18 protein-coding genes and 2 tRNA genes are annotated in these 24,576 nt (G+C 38.5%); 15 read left to right on the forward strand and 5 right to left on the reverse strand.

Going from position 1 to position 24,576, the window contains the following annotated elements; translation table 11 throughout:
- Positions 1 to 262 precede the first annotated feature (262 nt).
- Together ACYVD4_RS17595 and ACYVD4_RS17600 are read right to left on the reverse strand one after the other, a co-directional pair.
- Entirely contained in the window at positions 263 to 424 is a 162-nt protein-coding gene (locus ACYVD4_RS17595) for a transposase (protein ID WP_460948611.1), read from the reverse strand.
- Positions 425 to 459: 35 nt separating this feature from the next.
- Positions 460 to 924, reverse strand: a complete 465-nt coding sequence (locus tag ACYVD4_RS17600) for a transposase (RefSeq protein WP_460948039.1) — start codon at positions 922 to 924, stop codon at positions 460 to 462.
- Positions 925 to 1,529: 605 nt separating this feature from the next.
- Between ACYVD4_RS17600 and ACYVD4_RS17605 the strand changes: the two genes are divergently transcribed.
- The 7 genes from ACYVD4_RS17605 to ACYVD4_RS17635 all read left to right on the forward strand — a co-directional run bounded on the left by ACYVD4_RS17605 (position 1,530) and on the right by ACYVD4_RS17635 (position 14,662).
- The gene (locus ACYVD4_RS17605) at positions 1,530 to 2,903 is read left to right on the forward strand and encodes a site-specific integrase (RefSeq protein ID WP_460948041.1); all 1,374 of its coding nucleotides are present in this window, start codon (positions 1,530 to 1,532) and stop codon (positions 2,901 to 2,903) included.
- Between the two features lie 31 nt (positions 2,904 to 2,934).
- Complete coding sequence (locus ACYVD4_RS17610; protein WP_460948043.1) at positions 2,935 to 3,903, forward strand: hypothetical protein; 969 nt, start codon at positions 2,935 to 2,937, stop codon at positions 3,901 to 3,903.
- A gap of 142 nt (positions 3,904 to 4,045) precedes the next feature.
- Positions 4,046 to 4,432 (forward strand): helix-turn-helix transcriptional regulator, encoded by a 387-nt coding sequence (locus ACYVD4_RS17615; RefSeq protein ID WP_460948045.1) that lies wholly within the window; start codon positions 4,046 to 4,048, stop codon positions 4,430 to 4,432.
- Between the two features lie 336 nt (positions 4,433 to 4,768).
- On the forward strand, positions 4,769 to 6,997 hold the full coding sequence (locus ACYVD4_RS17620; RefSeq protein WP_460948047.1) for a VapE domain-containing protein: 2,229 nt from the start codon (positions 4,769 to 4,771) through the stop codon (positions 6,995 to 6,997).
- A 277-nt stretch (positions 6,998 to 7,274) separates the two neighbouring features.
- Positions 7,275 to 7,778, forward strand: a complete 504-nt coding sequence (locus tag ACYVD4_RS17625; RefSeq protein WP_460948049.1) for a helix-turn-helix domain-containing protein — start codon at positions 7,275 to 7,277, stop codon at positions 7,776 to 7,778.
- Positions 7,765 to 9,216 (forward strand): terminase large subunit, encoded by a 1,452-nt coding sequence (locus tag ACYVD4_RS17630; protein ID WP_460948051.1) that lies wholly within the window; start codon positions 7,765 to 7,767, stop codon positions 9,214 to 9,216. Before ACYVD4_RS17625 ends, ACYVD4_RS17630 begins: the two co-directional genes overlap by 14 nt.
- Before the next feature lie 487 nt (positions 9,217 to 9,703).
- Positions 9,704 to 14,662: an ATP-binding protein gene (locus ACYVD4_RS17635; protein ID WP_460948053.1), complete on the forward strand. Its 4,959-nt coding sequence runs from the start codon at positions 9,704 to 9,706 to the stop codon at positions 14,660 to 14,662.
- A 547-nt stretch (positions 14,663 to 15,209) separates the two neighbouring features.
- Here ACYVD4_RS17635 and ACYVD4_RS17640 read toward each other — a convergent pair.
- Both ACYVD4_RS17640 and ACYVD4_RS17645 read right to left on the reverse strand, forming a co-directional pair.
- Positions 15,210 to 15,283: transfer RNA gene (locus ACYVD4_RS17640), tRNA-Pro, on the reverse strand.
- A gap of 17 nt (positions 15,284 to 15,300) precedes the next feature.
- Positions 15,301 to 15,387, reverse strand: a tRNA-Ser gene (locus tag ACYVD4_RS17645).
- A gap of 168 nt (positions 15,388 to 15,555) precedes the next feature.
- Here ACYVD4_RS17645 and ACYVD4_RS17650 point away from each other — a divergent pair.
- The 8 genes from ACYVD4_RS17650 to ACYVD4_RS17685 all read left to right on the forward strand — a co-directional run bounded on the left by ACYVD4_RS17650 (position 15,556) and on the right by ACYVD4_RS17685 (position 22,377).
- The gene (locus tag ACYVD4_RS17650; protein ID WP_460948055.1) at positions 15,556 to 16,518 is read left to right on the forward strand and encodes a vWA domain-containing protein; all 963 of its coding nucleotides are present in this window, start codon (positions 15,556 to 15,558) and stop codon (positions 16,516 to 16,518) included.
- 108 nt (positions 16,519 to 16,626) lie between these two features.
- Entirely contained in the window at positions 16,627 to 17,319 is a 693-nt protein-coding gene (locus tag ACYVD4_RS17655; protein WP_460948057.1) for a tetratricopeptide repeat protein, read from the forward strand.
- Between the two features lie 24 nt (positions 17,320 to 17,343).
- A complete protein-coding gene (locus tag ACYVD4_RS17660) occupies positions 17,344 to 18,519 on the forward strand; it encodes an acetyl-CoA C-acyltransferase (protein WP_460948059.1) in 1,176 nt (391 codons plus the stop codon).
- A 93-nt stretch (positions 18,520 to 18,612) separates the two neighbouring features.
- Positions 18,613 to 19,566 carry a phosphoribosylaminoimidazolesuccinocarboxamide synthase gene (locus tag ACYVD4_RS17665; protein WP_460948061.1) on the forward strand — a complete coding sequence of 318 codons (954 nt, stop codon included), beginning with the start codon at positions 18,613 to 18,615 and terminating at the stop codon, positions 19,564 to 19,566.
- A gap of 81 nt (positions 19,567 to 19,647) precedes the next feature.
- Positions 19,648 to 20,064 (forward strand): STAS domain-containing protein, encoded by a 417-nt coding sequence (locus ACYVD4_RS17670; protein ID WP_460948063.1) that lies wholly within the window; start codon positions 19,648 to 19,650, stop codon positions 20,062 to 20,064.
- Positions 20,065 to 20,068: 4 nt separating this feature from the next.
- Positions 20,069 to 21,025: a ribonuclease Z gene (locus tag ACYVD4_RS17675; RefSeq protein WP_460948612.1), complete on the forward strand. Its 957-nt coding sequence runs from the start codon at positions 20,069 to 20,071 to the stop codon at positions 21,023 to 21,025.
- Between the two features lie 115 nt (positions 21,026 to 21,140).
- Positions 21,141 to 21,947: a diadenylate cyclase CdaA gene (cdaA, locus tag ACYVD4_RS17680; RefSeq protein ID WP_460948065.1), complete on the forward strand. Its 807-nt coding sequence runs from the start codon at positions 21,141 to 21,143 to the stop codon at positions 21,945 to 21,947.
- A 40-nt stretch (positions 21,948 to 21,987) separates the two neighbouring features.
- Positions 21,988 to 22,377 (forward strand): VOC family protein, encoded by a 390-nt coding sequence (locus tag ACYVD4_RS17685; RefSeq protein ID WP_460948067.1) that lies wholly within the window; start codon positions 21,988 to 21,990, stop codon positions 22,375 to 22,377.
- Between the two features lie 86 nt (positions 22,378 to 22,463).
- Here ACYVD4_RS17685 and ACYVD4_RS17690 read toward each other — a convergent pair whose 3' ends face one another.
- Entirely contained in the window at positions 22,464 to 24,428 is a 1,965-nt protein-coding gene (locus ACYVD4_RS17690; RefSeq protein ID WP_460948069.1) for a DUF4350 domain-containing protein, read from the reverse strand.
- Positions 24,429 to 24,576: the final 148 nt, after the last annotated feature.

Genomic DNA, 24,576 nt, shown 5'->3' on the forward strand with positions numbered 1-24,576 from the left:
ATGACTCCCTTTGATGAAGGATATTGTTGTTTAGCAATGACCAAATTCTGAGCCTTCCCCAAAAAAGGGATACCCAGGCAAAGCAAGAGTAGATAACTGCGCATCAAAAACCAGCTTAGTTTACATCTGAGATTCTTAACTAATTCAGGTAGTTGGAAATGCTGTCAGCATTTTAAGTCTTTTTAACATACAAACGGACCTTCACAATCGACTAATGGAAAAAACTAAGTTGGAATTAATGTCAACTGACGAAGAAAAAGGATCAAGTATATGGCTGAGTCAGCCAATATAGGAAAAACTCCACCTTCCGAATCCTGCGAAACTGACTTCGAAACGCCTTGATCTTGCCATTGAACGACTCGGCAAAGGCATTGGTGCTCCGATTGTCAAAATAGTTGAAAATAGTTTCGTAGTGATTCGGGATGGATCGGCTACCGTATTAAAGCTTTTGAAACCCGTTTAGCGAACTTTTTCATGCCATTTAGCCAACCGCCCGAAGCCGTAGAGTTTGTCGGTCGTATTCTGGAAGATACAGCTCAGCGTTTGACTCAATTCATAGGCCTTCTTTAAATCAGGATATCGCTCGAAAAGCAGGCCAGCTCGTTCTTGCTGACTTTGGCTCCAATCGGTGGATTTTTTATAGAGCACATACCGGCTGCGAGCCAGCAGCTGTTTGAGCGTATAGCCATTGGTAAGAATATCGGGTTGATAGTCCATCTGCTTGAGCTTCGCTTGGTCAATGGCCTGATTTTCGGCCTTCAGGGCTTGCCAGCGATACTGGATGCGCATGTCCTGAACAGCGTTTAAGGCCAATTGTTGGGCGTGGAAACGATCAGTCACCTGGGTAGCCTGAGGGAAACATTTTTTAGCAATCAGAAAAGCCACTTTGACAATCCCGGTAGTGACGCCATAAGGCTCGGCCATCAACCCATAAAAACCACCAATTGAGTGGACGCTAGTAGGGTTGGTATCGACTGATTTGTTTTAAAAAGCGGAAAACTCACTGGTCATCCGCGTTCCATCCGCTACCTGCGTCCAGTCTCGATAAACGACTTTTCCCGTTTGGTATTGAGCCAGCGACGGCGTTTGATGTGCATGAATAACTGATGACCACGAATGGGGAAGTCCTGGACGGTGATGGTGGGCAAGAAACTTTCCAAAACGAATCGGTTTGATCAATTCACAAACCTAGAAAAATACAACCCTCTCCACAACTTTTGCACTTGATCCTGATTAATCCCACAAACCTAGAAAAATACAACGCCCTCCACAACTTTATGAATTGATCCGCTAAAAGTTGTTGTACCTAACGTTGTACCCAAAACAAAAAAAGCACTTAACATTTCTGCTAAGTTCTTGATTTTCAGTGTCGGGGTGGCAGGATTCGAACCTACGACCTCCTGCTCCCAAAGCATAAGTCTCTAATATCTGATAGCTTTTGATCAACACTCTATTTCTCTGAAAATCAACTATTTAGTAAGAGAATAATTTTCGTTGATTACTATTATTTTTGGATGTATCTTTAACAAATGCAAACCACAGTGCAAACCGGTTTGCATTTGTTAAAGCCTAAAAACATGGCAGAAATCAAAAGACTTAGAGAAAAAAAGGCCAGTGTAAAGATCGTTTTATGGACATCTAAAACATTGGCCGATGGTACACACCCATTTGTAGTTCGTATTCATAAAGAGGGAACTCGTAAACACATCACTACTGGCTTAAGCTTACATCCTCAGTTCTGGAATTCTAAGAAGCACGAAATTCGCCAAAGCTATCCGATTGAAAAACGTAAAGCACTCGAGAAGAGCTTAGAAGCATGGAAGGATAGGTTTAATGATGCCGCCGAAGAACTTGCTATAAATGATACTCGACATGATGCAAGTAGTATTGTTCATAAAGTTGCAGATGAGCGTAATGATTTGCGTCGTTTCAGGTTATTAGAATATTTTAATGATTTAATCAATCAGTTTGATAGCACTGGCAATATTGGCAACAAGCGAGTTTATAGGGATGTTCACAACGCTTTACTTCGACATATTGGCAGAGGACAAGATATATCATTTGATGCGGTTTCTGTTAAGTTTTGCAATCAATGGGAGATCAAAATGAGAAGTGAGGGAGTATCTGAAAACACTTTATCAGTCCGGTTTCGCACACTTAGAGCTGTTCTTAATAAAGCTATTGCTAACGGCTATGCTAAGCCCACCTCCTACCCTTTTGCCCGTAATACCGCCGAAAAACACAAATTTCAAATTGGCAAGTTCAATACAAAGACAGTCAAACGTGCAATTAGTAAAACCGATATCCGTAAAATAGAATCTTATCAGCCTCCGAAGAACACCGAGAAGTATAGTACATTACGTAATACACAAGAGCGGCTACAACTAGCCAAAGACTTATTCCTTTTCTCTTATTACTGTGGCGGCATTAATTTCGTTGATATGGCTGCCCTGCGCTGGTCAAATATTAGTACTGATTTGGATAATAAACTACGCCTAACTTATATACGTCAAAAGACAGGTGGTAAATTCTCAATTCGACTTATGCCGCAAAGCTTAGCAATTCTTGATCATTACCGAACAGATAATATTTATCAATCGGATTATATATTTCCTATCCTTAATACTTCTATTCACAAAACACCAAGCCAGCGGAAAAATCGTTGTAGTAAGATTATGGGACAAGTTAATATTGACCTAAAAACGATAGCTGTTAGTATTGGAATCGAAACTAATTTAACAACATATGTGGCTCGTCATAGCTTTGCTACAGCCTTAAAGCATTCAGGGGTTGCTACTGGTATAATCAGCGAAGCAATGGGACATAGTGATGAAAGGACGACTCAGATATATTTATCAGAATTTGACTCCAATATAGTTGATGCTGCCTTTGAAAATTTGTAATACAATTTAATAGAATGATGCATTGAAAGCCATGACAGAACCAGCCTACAATGATGACCAACTACTAAATAACCATGCTTATAGGTATGAAATAGTTGACCAATTCACAGCTTATATGAAAACAGTAGTGGATACTGACGAACGCTTTGAATACTTTCTGAAAATGACAAAGGCAATGGGGTTTGAGTTAAGTTTAAATGGTCATTATTCGGTTTTCAAACATCCTTACTATAACTATGATGGTCAACGATACATAGGCAATAATGGTGAAGAAATACCGCAGCCTAAAAATTGGTCTCCATATTATACCAACATAGAACGAGAGAGGGGTATAATTATAAAGGCTTATTTTTATGAGTGGAGTAAGAATTATAAATCTATTCTTTTTGGCATTAATATCATCCCAATAGATGAATTGGTTTTAAATTATCGCAAACAACCTCAGACAATAGAATATATCCAATATGAACTCAATCAAGTCATTTGCGATATAGAAGATAGATTTGAATTGATTGGTAAATTTTTACAAAGCAAACCAGAATATGAACGTCCTGAAGAGATATGTAAATTAATACCAATAAAAGAATACGGACAAGAAGAATATTATGAGAAACAGGTCAGCAAAACCATTGGGAGAATTGAGCGAGAAATTAAAGGAGTAGCATCAATAAACTGGGGAGTATTTGTTACCCGAACTCATTTAAAATATTTACTTGCCATTTGGAGCAAGATAGAATACAAACTTTTTTTAGAGCAACATATTCATCAATCAACAAAAAATACAGGCAAACAACAAAAGCGTATTAATACAGTTGCAAGGGATAAACACAAGCAGGTAATCGAGAAGTACGAAACTTATCTAAAACGCGGTTTTACAGAAACGAAAGCGATTGATGCATTAGTGCATGACTTTAGACGTGAGTATGGCAAAGGTACCCTCGAACATACAAGAAAGAGAATTCAAGATATTATTAGAAATTGGCGGAATAATAAGGAATAATTAATTTAATATTACCAATAAAAACACACCCTAAAACACTCATTTTCAACCTCTTTAATCGCGAAATATAATAATAAGAATAATAAGAAAATATCAAAGTTTTAAATAATGATTTTTACAGAACGAAAATATCTTCTGTAAAATGAAACTTGAAACAGAAATAAACATTGCTCTAACGGAATTCTTCCGACCAATAATAGCCCAGTGTCTCCAAGAGGCTATTCAAAAAATTTATACTACATCTCATACTATTTCACCTGATGTTGAACCTTACGGTGATTTCAACTGGCTTGTAGCTACCTGTGCTGGAGTACCACCGAGTACTTTACGAATAAAGTCAGCGGCAGGTGAAATTCCTGGTGTTGTCAAATTTGGCAAACGTGTTCTTTATGATAAAGCTGCCGTTTTAGGCTGGTTGCAAGGACAAACCCGACCAACCCTTGATTTAACTAAGATTAATCAAGCTGCCGAATTGCAAATGAAGACTCAGCTTGGCAAACGTTCACCAAAAAGAGAAGGAATAGCATGAGCCAATTACATCACCAACTGATTACATTGAACATGTCATTCTCTGAAAATGATACGTTCGCGCTAGCGGAGTTACTTGTAACTATAGCAAAGAATCTGCCAATAACGGACAAACAGCGCGAGTTAGCTGCCATTCTTTTTGTCAAAATGGATAAGGCAGCGAAAAACACTACAATAAAAATCAATTCAACCTCTATCCGTGCCGATTTACGACCAGCACCATATAGCCATCGCCGTAAGAAAAAGGGTAGACGATAAATTTCATCACCCACACTGTGCCGAATAGGTCTTATCGATAGAACAAAAGCACATGGGTTGGGCTAAATCTTTACAAGCCATGAACGCAAAAATTGCAAATCGGGTGATAAGCCTTTATAAAAATGCTTATCAGAAAGAATCTTATGACGAAATAACCATAACAAACTTCCTTGAAGGCGTTGCGATTGGCCGATGGAGAAAGGAAGTTGAACGCGTACGGGCTGCCAAGTATAACAAGGAGAAATACAATCAATTAAAAAAAACTGCTCCAGCAGTAACATTAGCGGGTACATTTAATCAGCGTAACACAAAGTCCATTAGAGATTTTTCAGGACTAATGGCCATTGATCTGGATCATCTTGGACCCGAGTCAGAGGGAGTTATTAACATCCTTAAATCAGACCCATATGTCTTGGCTGTATTTCGTTCCATAGGCGGTGACGGTCTTTGTGTCATCTTTCAAATCTCGCCAGATCGTTGGTTAGAATCTTTTGAAGGCATACGTATATACCTAACCGATACGTATGGACTAATAACTGGATGGGATGAATCAGTAAAGGATATTTGTCGACTGAGATTCGTTTCCTATGATCCTGATACGTATATTAATTACCAAGCGAAATTATTTAACAAGTACCCACGTAAGGAAAAGAATCAGCCAAAGAAAGAAGGCTTCGTTCATACTGAAAAGAATATTCAATATATAGTTGACCAAATCAATCAACGTGCCATAGATATTGCGCCTGATTATAATGCTTGGTATAGAGTCTGTTGGTCATTAATAAGTCAGTATGGAGTAAATGCATTGGATTTATTTCAGCAAATAAGCCAGCATAATGATGACTACAACTCGGTTGAAGTTGAAAAGAAGTTTAATTACCTAGTCAAGACTCAGCCGCAAAAAATCACAATTGGTACATTTTATTACTATTGCAAACTAGCAGGGATTGATATAATGACCCCTGAAACCAGAGAAATTGTAGGTAAAGCTGTTGCTTCAAAGCGTAACAAAGTGACTATTGAAAGCTGCTTGAAGACTGCCATAGAATTAATGGGCTCTACTGAGGAATTCGCAAAACCTATTATTGAGCAAGTTTATGCGAGTAATGAATCTTTTGATATTCAAGAAACTCTGTTTGATCAGATAGCAGATTTTTTGAAAATGAATTATTCAATACGTTACAACGAAGTAAAACGTGACTTTGAGGATGATAATGGCAATCCGCTTGAAGACTATCACTACAATGCAATGTACTTTAATATTAAGCGTGCATTAGGAGATAGTGTACGCTTCGATGATATGTATAGGATCATTCATAGTAGAGTTGTCTGTGAGTCTTTTAATCCGTTTACTTCATTTTTTAAACGCTATAAACAGCGTGGGCAAACTGGCAATATTCAGGCTTTGGCTAACACGATTGCCTCAGACACTGGTTTGGGGAGTAGTGATTTTGAATCTACGCATGTCTACCGTTTCCTCCGCAAATGGCTTATTGGATTGATTGGTTCAATCTACGGTAAACCTTGTGACTTAGTACTTGTGCTTACTGGTGGTGATGGTATCGGTAAAACGTGGTTTTTTAGATACCTCCTTCCTGAAGAATGGCAAGCTTATGCTTACGATTCAAAATGGTCTGCCGATAAAGATGAATATATTGATATGTGCAAGCATATTCTTGCTATTAATGATGAATTCAAAGGGCGAGACACGAAGGATATGGAGCATTTCAAAGCCATTACCTCCAAGCAATATTTCAATGTTCGAGAAGTCTATGCTAAGAAATCAGTTAAGTTACCTCGATTAGCTGTTCTTTGTGCGACTAGCAATCATAAAGGTATAATCTGCGAACCGGAGTACAATCGCCGAATAATTCCAATCAATGTTTTGTCGATAAATCATGAAGCCTACAATTCCATTGATAAGATTGATTTGATTATGGAAGCCTATCACGCTTATCATGCAGGTGAACAATCTACTCTCACCAAAGAGGAAAGGATTTTGTTAGGAAGTCAAACAGAAGAGTTTCAAAATAAGTCTGTTGAGCGACAACTTATTGAGCAATACTTACAGGTTCCGACTGGTAATGGTGGTGAGCAAGTTCAATTTATGAGCACGATGGATATCTTGGCAAAGCTAGAATTAAAACTTAATAATCGTAGACTTGATGATCGTAAGATGGGACGTGAATTAAACGCGTGTGGATTTACACGTAAACAAAAGCGGATAGACCATAGCAAACGGGCATGGGGGTACGATGTGGTATTACTTGAAAGTACTGTCACTAATGTCACCCAAAAGTCACTCTAAAAAAAGTTAATTGGTGACAAGCCTTAAGTTGATTATCAATACATTACTTAAGTGTCACCATTGTCATTACTTAAAATAATAAAATGTATAAAAGAGGGAATATTGATAATAAATATTTTGAACTACATAATCTTACAGTATAAACTTTTGCAAGTCATGATTGGTGACAATATTTTCAATCATTATACACTCATAATCAATCACTTACATGTCACTAAATATTTTTAAAATTACTGGTGACAGTCGTGCGATTGTTTATCTAAAATAACAAATTAAAATGAACCATAAAAAACGAGGTGCTCCAACTAAATACAAATCTGAATACGCCGAACAAGCTCGTAAATTCTGTTTACTTGAAGGAGCCACTGATGAGGAATTAGCCACAGCTTTTGGCGTATCAATTCGAACCATTGACAATTGGAGACACCAACATCCTGATTTTTTGCAGGCAGTCCAAGAAGGAAAAAAAATAGCCGATGCCAACGTTGCGGAAGGATTATATAAACGTGCTACAGGCATGAATTATACTGAGGTGATCCGTGAGTTAGTTGACGATGAGATGAAAGTCGTTAAGGAGATAACCAAGCTTATCCCCCCTGATACAGGAGCTGCTCTAAACTGGCTCAAGAACCGTCAACCGACTAAATGGCGTGATCAGCAGACAATTAATTATTTAGGTAAGATTGAATCAAATGAACTTAGTAATCTCAGCAATGAGCATTTGAATCAACTCTTAACTGAACTACAATTCAAAGCCAGACAAAACCATGATAACCCCTGACCAAATCCGCCTAGAGCAGGTACGAAGAGAGTTAGCCAGACGTGACTTTAGCCACTTTGTACAATATATTAATTCTGACTATCAGATGACTTGGTTCCATTTGGTAATCTGCCATAAGATGCAAGCATTTGCCAAAGGAGAGGTCAACAAATTAATGGTGTTTATGCCTCCTCAGAATGGTAAGAGTGAAATTGCTACGCGCTGTTTTCCGCCTTACCTATTTGGGCTGAATCCTAACCTGCGCATTGCCGTATTGAGTTATGCAGCATCCAAAGCAAAGAAGTTTAACAGAGAAATACAGCAGCGATTAACTTCATCTCGCTATCAAATGCTTTTCCCAAATATACGATTGGGAACGGCCAAAGATGAGGCAGTTGCAAGAACTACTGAACAATTTGAACTAGTAGGCTATAGAGGCTCTTTAAAATCTGTTGGTAGACAAGGCCCCTTAACAGGTGATTCAGTTGATATAGCAATTCTTGACGATTTAATAAAAGACCGTTTAGAAGCCCAATCCTTAACAATTCGGGAGAATACTTGGAATTGGATTGTAGATGTTGTTGAAACTCGCTTTCATAACGACAGTCAGATTCTGTACGTTACAACCCGTTGGGATGAGGATGATCCGGCTGGCCGTTTTCTAGAACGTGACGGATATCGTTCCGAAGAAAATCCTAAGGGCTGGGATGTCATCATCTTTCCAGCGATCAAAACAGCAGACCAAGTACCATATGATTTACGCCCAGTAGGCTCTGCCTTATGGCCAGAACGCCATTCATTGGAACGCTTACATTCTATCCAGCATAATAGTGGACTAACATTTAATAGCTTATATCAGCAAGACCCCAAGCCCTCAACCGAAGCATTAGTATTTTCAGATTGGGTAGAAGTAGATACATTTCCAGATTGCAATGTTCAGTTTTTAGGAATGGACTTTGGTTACTCAAATGATCCAACCACTCTTATTCGAATTGGGCTATCAGGGAAAAATATGTATTTAGATGAGTTAATCTATGAAACAGGTTTAACCAATCCCGATATAATACAACGAGCGCATTTAGCTAAGGTTTCGTCTTATGAAGAAATAATAGCAGATAATGCCGAACCCAAAAGTATTGAAGAAATCAGAAGAGGAAACAATCAATACAAAGGTTTGAATATCAAGGCCTGTACGAAAGGACAAGGGTCGATTAATGCAGGAATTCAAAAGTTAAAGGAGTATCAAGTACATTATACTAAACGGAGCTTAAACCTTCGTCGAGAAGTGCGCAACTATCAATGGATCATGGCTGGTGGAGTTGCAACTAATACCCCAATTGATGCCTATAATCATGCATTAGACGCCGTTCGGAGTGCGGTATATACGAAATATGCAGTACCTTTCAGCCGCCCTAAAATAACTAGGCCTATGCGCCGTAAAAAAGGCTATTTTTCCTAGGTAAGGTTTAGGCGATATTTACTTTCTCATTTAATGAATAAGTAAATTAAATCGAATTACTATCATCAAATTCACATACCGAATCATGTAGTAATAGAGCTTATTTAAAAGATTTACTTTAAAGCTTATTTATAAATAGGCTTTAAAGTAACAGATTATAGTTGGTTACAATCATTAAATCAATCAGTTTTATGTAGCCATTTACATGTATAAAATCCATAATTTTTCAAAAAATATAAAAGATAATTATAACAAATTTTATACCTTAAATTCTAAAAAAACTTTAACCTATTCATATCCAGCGACTTAACAATACTAAATATACTATTTACGATAGAAAAATTATAAAATTTTCTTCAAATAGTATATAACCTTTAAAATAGTAGTCTAAATGTACTAACTATGCGTATATGAACATAATGTAAATATACATTATAGGCAAAAACGATAAATAAGTGAGTTAAAAAACAAAAGCCACTCCTAAATTATGGAAACAATAGAAGTTAAAAGCAACACTCTGCTTGATATAAGTAATACAATTCCAGAGTCACTGGAAATAGAAGTGAGTAGAGCCACGGTGATTGACACTATTGAAAGAACATTTGATAATGGTATTGATATTGTGTTTATTGAAGGAAATACTGGTATTGGTAAAACCACCTTATTAACTCAATTTGCAAAAAAAAACCCTATAAACTCAATCACTCATTTTGTAAATCCAGCAGATAGATTTACTTACGATATTAATTTTTTTCGAGCTAGTCTTTATAATCAAATTTATTTTTGCATTAACAATAAAATTAATCCAGAAATTCAATCTGACATTACACTTTTTGAAATACGGCCTCAATTAGACAAGTTTATAAAAAAAGTCAAAAAACCTCTTTATTTTGTCTTTGATGGTCTAAATGAAATAAATCCAGAGAAGAGGGAAGTATTATTTAACACAATCGCTGATTTGCCATGGGGAAAAGTTAGATTTTTAATAAGTGGCGACTCTGATACTCTTCAAAATATTATTCCGTATTCAAGTATAAAAAGTAGAAGCTATCCATTATCGTTTTTTAGCTACACGGAAACAAAAGATTTTCTAAAAGATTTAACAACAGATGAAACTGAAATTAATGAGCTCTATAAAATTGCACAAAAGGGTTTTCCAGAAAAACTAGTTCAAGTTAAAAGGTTATGTAATCAGTATAGTGTATCAAAGTTTCTCTCAGAGGATATAACTGAAAAGACAGATTTATTAGAAATAGAGTGGAAGAATGTAAAAAATGCTAAAAACCATCAATTATTATTATCACTATTAGCATTTGACGATTATAAATATACCGTTTCTGGGCTATCAAAAAGATTAAAGTTAAGTACAGACGAAGTAGAAAAAATAATCACTAATTACAATTTTCTATCAAAAAATGACGAAATAATCACATATATATCTGAATATTTTAGATCTTTTGCATCAAAAAAACTTTCAAAATATAAGCAAGAGGCAATTAACTTAGCGATTGATTACTATATTGAAAATCCAAACTCAGATGAATCCATCAATAATTTATCTGATCTTTATCAAAAAGCTAAAAAACATAAAGATTTAATAAAACTATTATCAATAGAAAATTTTGCTATACTATTACAGAGTCATCAATCTTTCTCTTCTATTAATCAACAATTTGAATCCGGCATTAATGCTTCATTTGAATTTGATAAATATTCAGCATATTTCTTACAATTTGCATTACTAAAATCTTCGTTTAAAGATATTGAAAGATACGAAGCTTTTGAAAGTGAAGTCGATGCAAGAATTTCTTTAAATCAGTCGACCGAAGCATATAATATAGCAACAAATGCATATCTAAAAGAAGATAGATTCATTTTGCTTTCTGAATTAGCGAAACAGAAAAAAATAAATCAATTAATAGTAGAGCCTGAACTTATTGATCAAATAAAAGAACTCTACCAACAAATTAATATTATTGATTTAGGAGAAAAATCCTTATCTATTGCTTCTAATCTTCTATATAGTTGTCCTGATCTATCTATAGATATTATTGAAAGCATAAGTAAAAATAACCCGAGAACTAGTTTTAGAGATATTGCATATACACATTTATCTATAGATGCCCTTAGAGCTAATATTGATACAAATGACTTATCAAATAATATTGAATCTATTACTTCAAAAATTCAAAATCAAGATAATAGAAATGATATAAATGCTCTAGCAGGTATTTTAGGAGATTACAATTCAAAGCAAATTATAAGACGTGTCGATGATATAGGAGACGTCTCTAGAAAATTGTTTTTTTTAGAAAATTGGATAGAAATCAATAAAAACTCTATAGAAGTCCATGAAGTAATAGCAAAGACGTTAAATATAATAATCAGCAATTCATCAGATGAATTGCCCTCTTCAACACTATTATATAATATTGCTCGGCCCTTACCAGAAATCCAAGATGTACAACAAAAAGTTAATTTATTAAAAATATTTGATAGCCAAAGAAACAGTATTGTTAATCCACGCGAAGATTATATCAAGCTTCAAATATTATTAGCAGAGACTGTTGCAACTTATAACTACTCATTAGCTAAAGATAGATTTGTTGAGATTTTCTTTCAGCTAGATGAAATCAAAGATTTATGTATAAAGTCAAATTGCTTATCATATCTCTGGTTTGTATTATCAAAGTCTATCTATAAAGATACTATTGAATTAGAGGAAAATTTAGTAAGTTTAGTTTTTAATGACTTGGATTCAAGTATAGAAAAACTTTTAAATGATACAGCTTTTCATGAGAGTTTGGTATTTACATCTATAAAAAACATTGCAAATATTGATTACAATCTCTCTTTAAAATATTTACAAAAAATAAATACTCAATATAGACGAGACAAGGGCTTATATAATATAATTACTCATTATATAGAGCAAAATAAAATTAAGAATATCAATTTTGAATACATAAAACAATCATATAATCTAATTTATGACAAAGATACTAAAGAAAGGGTTGTTGTAAGAATATTAAACTTTCTCTCTGTAAGGGAAAATTTTAAAATTCTTGTTATAGATGAATTGATGTTTTATATAAATAAAGGAACTGAATTAGATCATTTATGGCTAAAGTGCAAGGCACTAGTGTACAGTATTGTGATATTAGAAAATGATGGCACTAAAAAATCCTTTACAGATTCACTATATGATCTATTAAAATCATCTTGGAGTTCAATTGATTTATCTTGGTATAAAGTAGATCTTGGATTCGAAATATCAAGTATGTTTGCGAAAGTAAAATTGAATGATATTGCCACAGAGTATTTATTAAATTCAATATCAGAGAGAGAAAGTGCAAGCTTACTTGACTCTACATCAATACCAAATACATATATTCTAAGTATAAAACTTGCAATAAGAGCTTTTAGCGCATTAATAAAGAATTTAAAAGATATTGACAGTAGTCTAATAAAAATTGAAAACCTTATTAATGTACTACCTTCTTTTGGTGAACAGGCTAGATTGTGGAGTGACGTATCATTAAACTTTTATAAAAGAGAAAAATTTGATTTATTTAGAAAAGTCACTAAAGAGCACGTTAAGCCAAATTTGTACAGTTTAAATGACAAAGATAAAGGTTATAAAAGTTTCATTATAAAGAATATTTCTCCTACTTTATATTTATATCATCCTCAGACATTTTTTGAATTAATTGCTGAAATGTCTGACATTGATAGCGATGAATCTATATATAATGTTTGTTATTTCATCATGACAAAATCATTATTAGATGAACCTCTTGATTTTAATGATAAGGGTTATGAGTTACAATATGAAGAGGCTAAAGATATTTGCTTATTAGTCGAAAAAGTTAATAGTGATGAAAAAGCTTTCATTATAATTTCACTACTAATAAAGTGCTTAAAAAATTATAAGTTAGTCTCAAGCCAAATTAATATTATAAAAAAGGATTTGTCAACAATTGTCGACAATTGCTTTCCTAAGAAAGCGCATGGAATATCACATGATGGATATAAAATTGCTTCTCAAGTTTTACTAGCAAGTTTAGATCAGTTTAATGAGAAAAAGTGGAATGCATTAAAAAGTCAAGCAATTGATATTCCGAATAAGTCAGACTCTGTATTTGTTCTTACTAAGATCGCACAATCAGTAGATCAAAAAAATAAAAAATTTCAATTAGAAATGCTAAATTTAGCATATACTGAGTCAAATAATATACCTTCAAATTATGATAGATTTGAGAGATTAGATGACATATTAGAAAACTTTTCACAAGTAAGTAAGAGTGATTTCACAAAAGTAACAAGTGAAGTTATTGGAAGTATTAATAATATTCAAGATGAAGATATGAGTGAAAAGCATAATGACTTGATCGATTTAATGTTTCAGCATGATCCTGATAATATAGATAATTATTTAAATCTGATTGATAGTGATATTGTTAAAAAAAATAAAATAAAAAAAGTAGTTAGCCAGCAAATTGACTCCTTAAAAAAGCGTAAAGAGGTTTCATCAAATTATAAAAACTTACATGATATAGTAAAAAAACGCGATTTACTTACATTTTCTGAAAATGCGCTAAAACAGCTAAATTCCGGTCGGACAGTTCCAAAGAATTCTAATGATTTATACTATATAGTTAAACAAGCTTTGAATTACACTTTATCCGATTCATATCTTTTGTATTCGCTATACATAGAAAGTCTTCTAAAAAAATATGAAAAAAGTACATCACAAAAGAATGTTGATTTTTTACAAACTATTTTTGATGCAACTATTTTCAATTCAAGCCTAATAGACATCTTATCTCAGAATAGTCCAATTAAAATAAAAAATAGGCTGAGGGCGATTAATACATCAGTGGCAAATTCTGATTTATATTTTAAGATTGGCGAGCGAGAAAAATTTGATTCTTTCTTAAGAGATTGGGTTGAAAAAAACGTTGTTAATTCATTAAATATTTTAGACCCATATTTTACCGAAGATGATCTTCCAGCTTTATTATTGATAAAGTCTGTAGTTCCAGAATGTGAAGTATTTATATTAACAAGTAAAGAAGGAAATAACAATCGTTATGAAAATAATGAAGAGGTATATAAGAATAAATGGCAAGAATTATCATTTGATTCACCTCCGCCTACCACTGTAAAAATTATTTGGAGGGAAAGTGAGCAAAACACTGGACGAGAAAACAATTTTAAATCTCCATTTCACGATAGATGGTGGATACCTGATAATGCTCAAACTGGCTTAAGATTTGGCACATCTTATAATAGTGTAGGATTAAGCAAGGATTCCGAAATATCTATCATGACAGTGGATGACGCAAAAAAAGTAGCGGATAACGCTATTAGGGATTATATTGAGGGTAATGTCCGTAAATACGGCAATGAGCGCATTAGAAATTTAAGCTTTGAACTTGATTGAAAAGCTTTAGGAATAATAGATACTTTTTGTATTCTTAATTTTGTTTATACGCTATTCATATAAGCATATGTGTATATTAGTCAAATTTTCTGTACTTCATGAGTGAATTTTGACTTTTTAACACCTTGCAGACATGTAACGTATTTATTAAATATGCTACATGTCTGCAAGAGAAGTATAAGAGATATAGTGGTATTAAAATGCTATCAAATTTACATTTGGGTCTAGGATTTAACTATCTCGTAAGCTGGAGTATTAAACTGTAATTTTTAATCTTATTTTTTAGATAAATAGATTTTTTATGAAGTCCTAGATGTTACATAGAACTATATGATTATCATTAACTACTATATGATTATCATTAACTACTATATGATTATCATTAACTACTATATGGTAAATGCCATTTATCTGTAATCAATAACAAAGTATTTTTTATAATACACTAGTGAATACTGACGAATCCACTCCTCAAAAACGCAAACCGCTATGCAAACCAAAATGAAAAAAGCACTTAACATTTCTGCTAAGTGCTTGATTTTCAGTGTCGGGGTGGCAGGATTCGAACCTACGACCTCCTGCTCCCAAAGCAGGCGCGATACCGGGCTACGCTACACCCCGAAATTTGTGTACTCCTGCGGAGAGAGAGGGATTCGAACCCTCGGTACCGTTACCAGTACGACAGTTTAGCAAACTGTTCCTTTCGGCCTCTCAGGCATCTCTCCGAAGCCCATATCATCCGTTCCTGAATGATTGGGACACAAAGATAGAGGTATTATTCGTTTTCAGCAAGGGGTAATCCAGAAAATATTTTCAGAATTGTTAATTTCGCCTTCCTGATGCGCTTTACATTTTATCTTTTTGGCTCAGCATCAGGCTGATACCTACTCAGCATGAATTGGCTATTTTTTTTCACTCGTACAGAATTTATTTTCATTGCCTTATTTATTGGTCTGTATACACTTTATATCTGGCGCACGTTCCGGCTGGCTAAACAGCTTAATACAACAGCTTGGGGTGTAGTTCCTAAACTATTTTTAAGAGGAAGTTATCTAACCTTATTAATTATAGCTCTGCTTGGACCTTCCTTTGGAGAGGCCGAAGGAGATTTTGTTACTACTGATCGCGATACGTATCTAATCGTTGACGTATCCAGATCAATGGATGCTGGCGATGTAGTACCTACTCGTTTAGAACGTATTAAGTATGATATTCAACAACTCTGTGATACGTTACCAACCAACCGCTTTGGCCTTATTCTGGCAACAGACGATCCTTTTGTTTTATCGCCACTTACAGCCGATCACAATGCATTGAAACAGTTTAGTCGGGAAATACATACCAATGCCTCCCCAACAGGAGGAGCCGATTTATGCAGTTCACTTGACCTCGCTCGCCAAAAGCTGCTTGCCGAGCCGGCTGCACAAACAAGCATAAAATCAATTATCGTATTTAGTGATGGAGAAAATTTCGGAGCCTGCGAACGCACATTAATGAATCAGTTAAGGACGCAGGGAGTATCAGTAATAACAGTAGGTATAGGTACAGACGGCGGTGCATCTATTCGCGATGGGCGAGATTTTGTACGAGATGCTGATCGACAAATTGTTCTTACACGTCTGAATAGATCTTTTCTACAAGAACTGGCTCGCGATGGCCGGGGATACTATTTGGAAGCCGACGCTAATGGTCAGTATGTGAATGAGTTAGTAAATATTATCCGCACCTTAAAAGGGCGTTCAATCGATCAACGCCGGATAGCTGTATCCACTAATAAATATTATTATTTCCTTCTGGCGGCCCTAGGTTTACTGGCTCTCGATCTAATTGTGACCATACGTACCTTCCGTTTATGAAACCTATCTCAAGGTTTCGTCTTATTTTTGGCTTTTATTCGTAATACCTTTGCCTTTCTTACCTATCCAAAACCAGGAGATAGTTAAATTTGAACGAAGCTATTATTTATGTTTTACTTCCTTGTTGCTGCTTGGTTGTTATGGTCTGAGAAGCTTCCTGTGAACCAGATTTCACAGAATAATCAGGCGCGTCAGCAAGCTCAAAAGGCATATCAGGCAGGCGATTTTAAGCAAGCTCTCCGGTTATATACCTATCTCAGTCAGGTTGCTAAAACGCCTGAACCTTCGGTTCAATTGAACCTAGGGCATACTTACTTTCAATTAAAACAATACCAGAAAGCGAAGCCCCAATATGAGTCGTTGCTTTATTCGGGTAGCCCCGAATTACGAACAGCGGCAGCTCATCAGTTAGGCGTATTGGCCTGCCTGTCTGGCGATAGTGCAACAGCACTTGCTTTGTTTCAGGAATCTCTGCTCGAAAATCCGGAAAACGAACCCGCTCGATATAATTTTGAGCTAGTCAAAAAATATTATTCGGGCAAAAAACCGAAGTCTAATCCTAATCAAAAAAATCCATCACAGCCTCCACCGGTTAACAAGCCCGTTCCTACAGGAGGTCAGCAGGTTGAACGTTCAGAGCGACAGGACGAACTGTTACGTCGTTTCCAGCGGTTGAATCTGAATGAAGCGCAGGCCCTTCAATTGCTCGAAGCAATGCAGTCCGATGATTTACCGTATGCCTTAACCAGATCGGCCAGGCGCTCGAGAAGCAAACCATCGGCTGGAGAAAATCGGTGGTAGTAGATTATTACTAGACTACGTATTATGAACGATGTTGTTATCATTTCGGCAGTACGCACCCCTATCGGAAGTTTCGGGGGAGCTTTCTCTAGTCTATCGGCTATTGATTTGGGCGCTGCCGCCATACGTGGAGCGATTAGCCGTAGCGGAATTTCTTCAGAACTTATTCAGGAAGTTTACATGGGCAACGTAGTGTCGGCCAATCTTGGTCAGGCTCCTGCTAAACAGGCGGCTCTTAAGGCTGGCTTGCCCCCAAATATTCCCTGTACAACAATCAATAAAGTCTGTGCGTCGGGTACCAAAGCGATTATGCTTGCGGCTCAGGCGATTCAACTTGGCCAAGCCGACGTAGTACTAGCAGGTGGTATGGAGAGCATGTCAAATGTGCCTTACTACGTACCCAAAGCACGATTTGGCTATAGATACGGTAACGCTGAACTGGTTGATGGTCTCGCACGCGATGGACTGGTCGATGTTTATGATCAATGTGCGATGGGTGTTTTTGCCGATCAGACAGCGAAACAGTACGCTATTAGCCGCGAAGAACAGGATGCTTACGCCATTCAATCATATCGCCGGGCGGAAGCCAGTACGCAAAATGGTCGATTTGGTGCCGAAATCGTACCAGTTGAGGTACCGGGACGTAAAGGAAGCGTGACCGTAAGCGAAGACGAAGAGTATAAGAATGTAATTTACGACAAAATTCCGTCGTTGCGGGCAGCCTTTACTCCCGACGGAAGCGTAACAGCCGCCAGTTCATCGCCCATAAGCGATGGTGCTTCGGCCCTGCTCTTGATGAGTCGTCAGAAAGCAGATGAATTGGGCGTAAAGCCGCTGGCCCATATCCTCGCTTATGCTGATGCAGAACAGGAACCACAATGGTTTACCACCGCTCCTACAAAAGCTGTTCCGCTGGCACTGGAGCGAGCGGGCCTGAAAGCCGAAGACATCGATTTTTTTGAGATAAATGAAGCGTTTGCGGTTGTTCCGTTGGCCTTTAGTAAAGTACTGAATATTCCACAGGAAAAGCTGAACGCTTTTGGTGGAGCTGTTTCCATTGGCCATCCGCTTGGCGCATCTGGAGCACGTATCGTTACTACACTTGCCAACGTATTACAGCAAAATAACGCACGTTATGGAGCTGTTGGCATCTGTAATGGAGGTGGCGGAGCATCCGCTATCGTCATTGAAAAACTTTAACATATACGCATCGTTTCAAATCTGATTTTAAACAAAAAGTATCGCATCCGAAACGTAGCAGTTGAAACCAAGAACACTTTTTATTTCGATTAAATGAACGCCATTCAGGAAACTAATTTTCAATTCCCCGGTCAAACGAGTTTTTATCGCGGTAAAGTACGGGATGTCTATTCCTTTGCCAATCAGGGCGATGGAGAAAAACTGGTTATGATTGCCTCCGACAGAATTTCAGCTTTTGACGTAGTGCTGCCCCGCCCTATTCCATACAAAGGGCAGGTACTCAACCAAACAGCAGCTCACTTTTTACAAGCAACAGCCGATATTGTTCCGAACTGGCTTCTCAACGTACCAGATCCTAATGTAAGTATTGGCCTTCGGTGCGAACCTTATGCGGTTGAAATGGTGGTACGTGGTTATCTGGCGGGCCACGCCTGGCGGACGTATCGCGATGGCATTCGAACACTTTGTGGCGTTACGTTACCAGATGGTCTACATGAAAACGACCGGCTCCCTACACCAATTATTACGCCATCGACCAAAGCACATGAAGGACACGATGAAGACATTAGCCGGGCAGAAATTCTAAGCCGGGGCATCGTTCCCGAAAGCGAATACATACAACTGGAAGAATATGCATTGGCTTTGTTTGACCGTGGTACAGCAATGGCTGCTGAGCAAGGCTTAATTCTGGTGGATACGAAATATGAGTTCGGTAATCTGAACGGAAAGGTATATTTGATAGACGAAGTCCATACACCCGATTCGTCTCGCTATTTCTATGCCGATACCTACAACGAAAACCAGAAAGCAGGGCTTCCACAAAAACAATTGTCGAAAGAATTCGTTAGAGAATGGCTTATTGCGAATAACTTTCAGGGAAAAACGGGGCAAGTTGTACCGACAATGTCGGACGAATGGGTGAATCAGATCAGTAAACGCTACGTTGAACTGTTCGAAACCGTTACGGGACAGCAGTTTCAGCCTGCCGATTCAACCAATCCACTCGAACGACTTGAAACCAATATTTTACAGGCATTACATTCATAATACGTTCGGGAATCGAAAACGCTTTCACATAGCTTGTGAACCAATCCAGATATTTCCCATTCCCTCCATATACAATCTAATATGAACTATACTATTGAAAAAAACGAACGGTACGCGCTGATTCGACTGGCAGAAAGTCAGCTCGACGAAATCGTAAATACCGATTTCGAAACACTGAGCCGGAACTTGTTCCGGGAAGGCTACAGCAACATTATTGTTGATTTCGCTCCTGTACAAACCGTGGATCAGGCTGGGGTGATGAGCCTTCGAAAAATTAGTCGTCAATGTAGCAATGAACTTGGCCTGCTTGTGCTGGTTACGAAAAACGATAGCCTGATCGATTTTCTGGATCGGGCCAACATCAGCGACTTAACGATTCTCCCAACTGTGGAGGAAGCAATCGATGCTGTGTTCATGAATGAATTAGAAAACGACTTCCGGAGTGAAGAGGACGACGAATACGACGCAGAAGGTAGCGTTGGTCGGGCCGATGTTTAACGTAATGACCGATACTGAACACGATTTTCATCCGCACCGTCCGGCTCATCAACCGTTTGCGCTCACCATCCTGGGCGCCGGTTCAGCTACGCCCACGTTACACCTTCACCAGACGGCTCAGCTACTAACCATCGGTAATGAGCATATTCTTATCGATTGTGGCGAAGGCACTCAGTTTCGGCTGATGGAGCAACGTATTCGGGCCGGGCGGCTGCGGTACATTTTTATCAGCCATCTTCATGGCGACCATTATTTCGGGCTGGCTCCGCTCCTATCAACATTTAATCTGGCCGGACGTACCGAAGATTTGTATCTGTTTGGCCCGCGTGGATTAGATGAGATACTGACTACGATTTTCCGCATTTCCGATTCAAGGCTAGGCTATAACCTGCATTTTCAGGCTGTTGATCCGTCTCAGCCTATTAAGCTCGTTGATAATTCATTTATGGCGGTGGAGTCGATTCCGCTGGAGCATCGAATCGATTGCAGTGGCTATCTTTTCCGGGAAAAACCGCACAAAGCCAAGCTGTTACGCGATAAACTACCGTCAGATACGCCTATTGATTATTTAAAGCAACTCAAAGAAGGACAGGATATTCTGGATGCAAACGGGCAGCTATTGTATGCAGCTACTGATTACACAGAACCGGGTCTTCCTCCCCGCTCTTATGCGTTTTGCTCCGATACACGCTACGTAGAAGCGCTGGTTCCGCAGTTGCAGGGCGTCGATTTACTGTATCACGAAGCCACTTTTCTGGAAGATAATGCGCAGCGTGCTGCTGAAGTGTTTCATTCTACAGCTCAGCAGGCAGCCACTATTGCCGCCAAAGCCAGCGCTGGCCGTTTACTTATTGGTCATTTTTCGTCGCGCTACAAAGACTACAATCTGTTTTTACATGAAGCCAGAGCTGTTTTTCCAGAAACGTATCTAGCCATCGAAGGTGAAACAATTAGCCTGTAGTACAACGGTTTTGAGCCCGTATGCTAAACTATGGGCAAAGAAACCGGCGAATGTCAGCTAACCCAATTGAGTTCTTTTTATCTTTAACCCCTTTAAACCTGACTCGTTACGTATAATGCTGGCTTTTCGCCTGGGATTTTTAGACATCGGTTGGCTCGATTTGCTCGACATCGGCTTGGTGGCTTTGCTCATTTATCAGATTTATAACCTCGTTCGTGGAAGTGTAGCCAGTCGGGTTTTTGTTGGTTATTTACTGGTTTATCTGGCTTATCTACTCGTCAAAGCGCTGGGTCTGAACCTGATGACGACCATTTTGGAATACTTCATCAGTGTGGGTGCCCTGGCGCTGATTATTATTTTCCAGCATGAAATCAGACGTTTTTTACTCCTCATCGGTAAGTCGACTAATCTGACTAACAATCGGTTTTTTCGACGCTGGCTGCTACGTAATACAACAGAGCGTGCAGAAACTCAAACTCCGTTAAAACCTATTCTGGATACTTGTAAAGCACTCAGTGCCGAGTTTTCGGGGGGATTGCTGGTTCTTCAGAAAAACGACGATCTTGAGAAGTTCACGCAATCGGGTGAGCCAATCGATGCCGAGGTAACAAAATCACTGTTACTAGCCATTTTCAGCCAATATAGTCCACTTCACGATGGTGCAGTTATTATTGGCGATGGGCGAATCAAAGCCGCTCGTTGTATTTTGCCCGTTTCTGAAGATGATGAATTACCACCTTCTCTTGGTTTCCGTCACCGGGCCGCGCTCGGTATGAGCGAAGCAACTGACGCTGCCGTTATCGCCGTTTCGGAGGAAAGTGGCCGTTTATCCCTTGCAATTAACGGAGAGTTGTTCACCAATCTGAGTCTGCACGAACTGGAAGGCCGTCTCGAACGATACTTACGCGAGCCGGGTCGATAGCTTTTACATCTTCCGGCCTCACTTTTTTTATTCCTACATTATGAATCAACGACTGGCTCATGTTGCGCTGGTAGTCAATGACTACGATGAAGCCATAACGTTTTACACCCAGAAATTAGGTTTCACACTTATTGAAGATACGCCCCTGAGCGACACAAAACGCTGGGTACTGGTGAAGCCAAACGGCTCAGGAGAGTGTTGTTTATTATTAGCTAAAGCCACTACGAATGAACAGGAAAGCCGTGTAGGCAATCAAACAGGTGGACGAGTTTTTTTATTTCTACACACCGACGACTTCTGGCGCGATTACAACAACTTCGTAGCTAATGGTATCCGGTTTGTCCGAGAACCAGCTGAAGAAGCCTACGGCACCGTAGCTGTTTTCGAAGATTTATACGGTAACTTGTGGGATTTAATTGACCGAAACTAACATCCATACGTAGCAAACGCTAAAGAAAAATGCCTCCTGAAAATGCTGAATTTTCAGGAGGCATTTTTCTTTACGTAACAATTAGCCTATCGCTTGCTAGTTGCCGATTTAGGCGCAGAAACTCCGCCCTGACGTAACAACCAGTTAGCCAATTCTTTAGCAGCTTTATAATTCTCGAACTGAGCCGGAATTTTACGTCCGTCAACGTATTCATTGTATAACCAAGGGTCACCTACAGTAAACACAGTTCCCTTACCCACCTTGGCTACGCCCATAATCACATCCCCATCATCGGTCACAGCCGCTTTCGCGGGTGCTTTTATACCTATCGGAGCCAATTCTTTAATATATACTGTTCTCGTAGTTGTGAAAATCTCGTTTCCAGCAGGAATACTGATTTTCCCTTGCTCATACTGATTTCCCTGAACCATATTCCGGTTCTTAGGCAAAAATTGCATACCAAAACGAGCTGCCAGTTTGTTGAACTGCTTATGTTCACAATTCGACGTATCGTTTGCCATAAGCACCAACGTACCACCAGCCTGCACCCAATTAGCAATGGCATCAATATCCTTTTCACTAACGTAGTTTGGTGAAGGTGTCTCTTTCGGCGTATCAGGATCAACGATAACATACACGTCAGTACCTTTTAATGAAGCCGACGTTGGAGCACCCGGTATAGTAGTTAGTTTAGCTCCCTGTTGCTTAAAAATGTTGCCCCACCAAAAGAAACCCGAATGCTGGCGGTCGTCCCAGGTGTAATGGAATGGTTCGGGTTTACCTGTGTAATCTTTCCGGGATTCGTGGTTGAAGTAGTTATCAACAGCAACCGTTTTTCCTTTACCTACACTGCCTTCGTCTGCCATTTCCATTTCAACGCTGGCCATAATAAACGGCCCTACTCCTTTCAAATCGTCCTGACGAAGGGGTTCACTCAGATAATATTCGTAACTACCATCCCGATACGGAGTTCCGCCTAAGCCACCTACAAGAACGGTTTTCTCCAGGTGAATCATCCCTTTTGCATCGGTAGTTATGAAATTTTTCAGCATTCCCTCATAACCTTTGCGAGCATTGGTCAGCATCGACGCAGGCAGATAACCCAATCGCACACCTTTCGCCAACGCATACACAAACATGGCCGACCCTGATGCTTCCAGATAGTTACCTTTGTCGCCTATCCGATCCGTAATCTGATACCAGCAGCCCGATTTTGGGTCTTGATATTTTACAAGGGCCGGTGCCAGTCGATTCAGAATAGCTAACAATTCGGCACGGCGTGGCTGATTTTCGGGCATAATGTCCAACACATCGACCAACGCCATCGCATACCATCCCATTGCCCGACTCCAGAAATTGGGCGAATTACCGGTTTTCGGATTGGCCCATTTCTGCTCCCGGCTTTCGTCCCAACCGTGGTAAATCAGCCCTGTTTTAGGATCACGGGCATGTTTTTCCATCCATACAAACTCATTAATAACCTCATCGTATTGTTTGGCATCGCCAAAGACTTTCGTGTATTCGGTGAAGAACGGCTCAGCCATGTAAAGCCCATCGAGCCACATCTGATATGGATACCGCTTTTTATGCCAGAAACCACCTTCCTTTGTGCGAGGCTGCTCGGTCAGTTGCTTACGTAGCAAATCAACAGCTTTCCGGTACTTTTCTTTGCCGGGCAAGCTTTGCTGATAAAGCAGCAACAACGAGCGACCCGACGTAATAAAATCCAGATTATAATCGGCCAACCGATACGTACGAATGTCTCCATCTGGCTGTACGTACTGATCCATATTTTTCTGAATGTAATTGAAATAAGTATTATCAGCCGTACGATACCACACTTGTTTGATACCTTCCAGCAAAACCCCTGTTTCATAATCCCAACGGGCTGTCACTTGTCGTCCATCACGTTTATAGGAAATCGAATCGGGATTGCTGGCTATAATAGAAGCCGCCATCCGTTGCGACCAGGGCATAGCTGTTTGGCTTGTTGTTTGGCCGAAAGCTAGTGGGCTAAACGCCAGTAAAACGGGCAATAGGTTTAGTTTCATTTTCGATTTTCTTACTTGTTACTATCGATAATTTGTACTTTTTAATTTTAATCGATGAAAAAGTATGGTAAAGTTACCTTATCTATCGATTTGTAAGCCTTTTTTCTAAAAAGAGACAAAGAGAACCCAAAATAATATTCGGCTGTTA

The sequence above is a fragment of the Spirosoma daeguense genome (assembly GCF_054776875.1).

Excerpts from the sequence above, each read along its gene's own strand:
- ACYVD4_RS17615 (WP_460948045.1), top strand. The coding sequence starts at position 4,046 with ATGAAACTTGAAACAGAAATAAACATTGCTCTAACGGAATTCTTCCGA.
- ACYVD4_RS17600 (WP_460948039.1), bottom strand. The coding sequence starts at position 924 with ATGGCCGAGCCTTATGGCGTCACTACCGGGATTGTCAAAGTGGCTTTT.
- ACYVD4_RS17685 (WP_460948067.1), top strand. The coding sequence starts at position 21,988 with ATGAATCAACGACTGGCTCATGTTGCGCTGGTAGTCAATGACTACGAT.
- ACYVD4_RS17635 (WP_460948053.1), top strand. The coding sequence starts at position 9,704 with ATGGAAACAATAGAAGTTAAAAGCAACACTCTGCTTGATATAAGTAAT.
- ACYVD4_RS17670 (WP_460948063.1), top strand. The coding sequence starts at position 19,648 with ATGAACTATACTATTGAAAAAAACGAACGGTACGCGCTGATTCGACTG.
- ACYVD4_RS17690 (WP_460948069.1), bottom strand. The coding sequence starts at position 24,428 with ATGAAACTAAACCTATTGCCCGTTTTACTGGCGTTTAGCCCACTAGCT.
- ACYVD4_RS17665 (WP_460948061.1), top strand. The coding sequence starts at position 18,613 with ATGAACGCCATTCAGGAAACTAATTTTCAATTCCCCGGTCAAACGAGT.
- cdaA (WP_460948065.1), top strand. The coding sequence starts at position 21,141 with ATGCTGGCTTTTCGCCTGGGATTTTTAGACATCGGTTGGCTCGATTTG.
- ACYVD4_RS17675 (WP_460948612.1), top strand. The coding sequence starts at position 20,069 with ATGACCGATACTGAACACGATTTTCATCCGCACCGTCCGGCTCATCAA.
- ACYVD4_RS17630 (WP_460948051.1), top strand. The coding sequence starts at position 7,765 with ATGATAACCCCTGACCAAATCCGCCTAGAGCAGGTACGAAGAGAGTTA.
- ACYVD4_RS17625 (WP_460948049.1), top strand. The coding sequence starts at position 7,275 with ATGAACCATAAAAAACGAGGTGCTCCAACTAAATACAAATCTGAATAC.
- ACYVD4_RS17605 (WP_460948041.1), top strand. The coding sequence starts at position 1,530 with ATGCAAACCACAGTGCAAACCGGTTTGCATTTGTTAAAGCCTAAAAAC.
- ACYVD4_RS17660 (WP_460948059.1), top strand. The coding sequence starts at position 17,344 with ATGAACGATGTTGTTATCATTTCGGCAGTACGCACCCCTATCGGAAGT.
- ACYVD4_RS17650 (WP_460948055.1), top strand. The coding sequence starts at position 15,556 with ATGAATTGGCTATTTTTTTTCACTCGTACAGAATTTATTTTCATTGCC.
- ACYVD4_RS17655 (WP_460948057.1), top strand. The coding sequence starts at position 16,627 with ATGTTTTACTTCCTTGTTGCTGCTTGGTTGTTATGGTCTGAGAAGCTT.
- ACYVD4_RS17620 (WP_460948047.1), top strand. The coding sequence starts at position 4,769 with ATGAACGCAAAAATTGCAAATCGGGTGATAAGCCTTTATAAAAATGCT.
- ACYVD4_RS17610 (WP_460948043.1), top strand. The coding sequence starts at position 2,935 with ATGACAGAACCAGCCTACAATGATGACCAACTACTAAATAACCATGCT.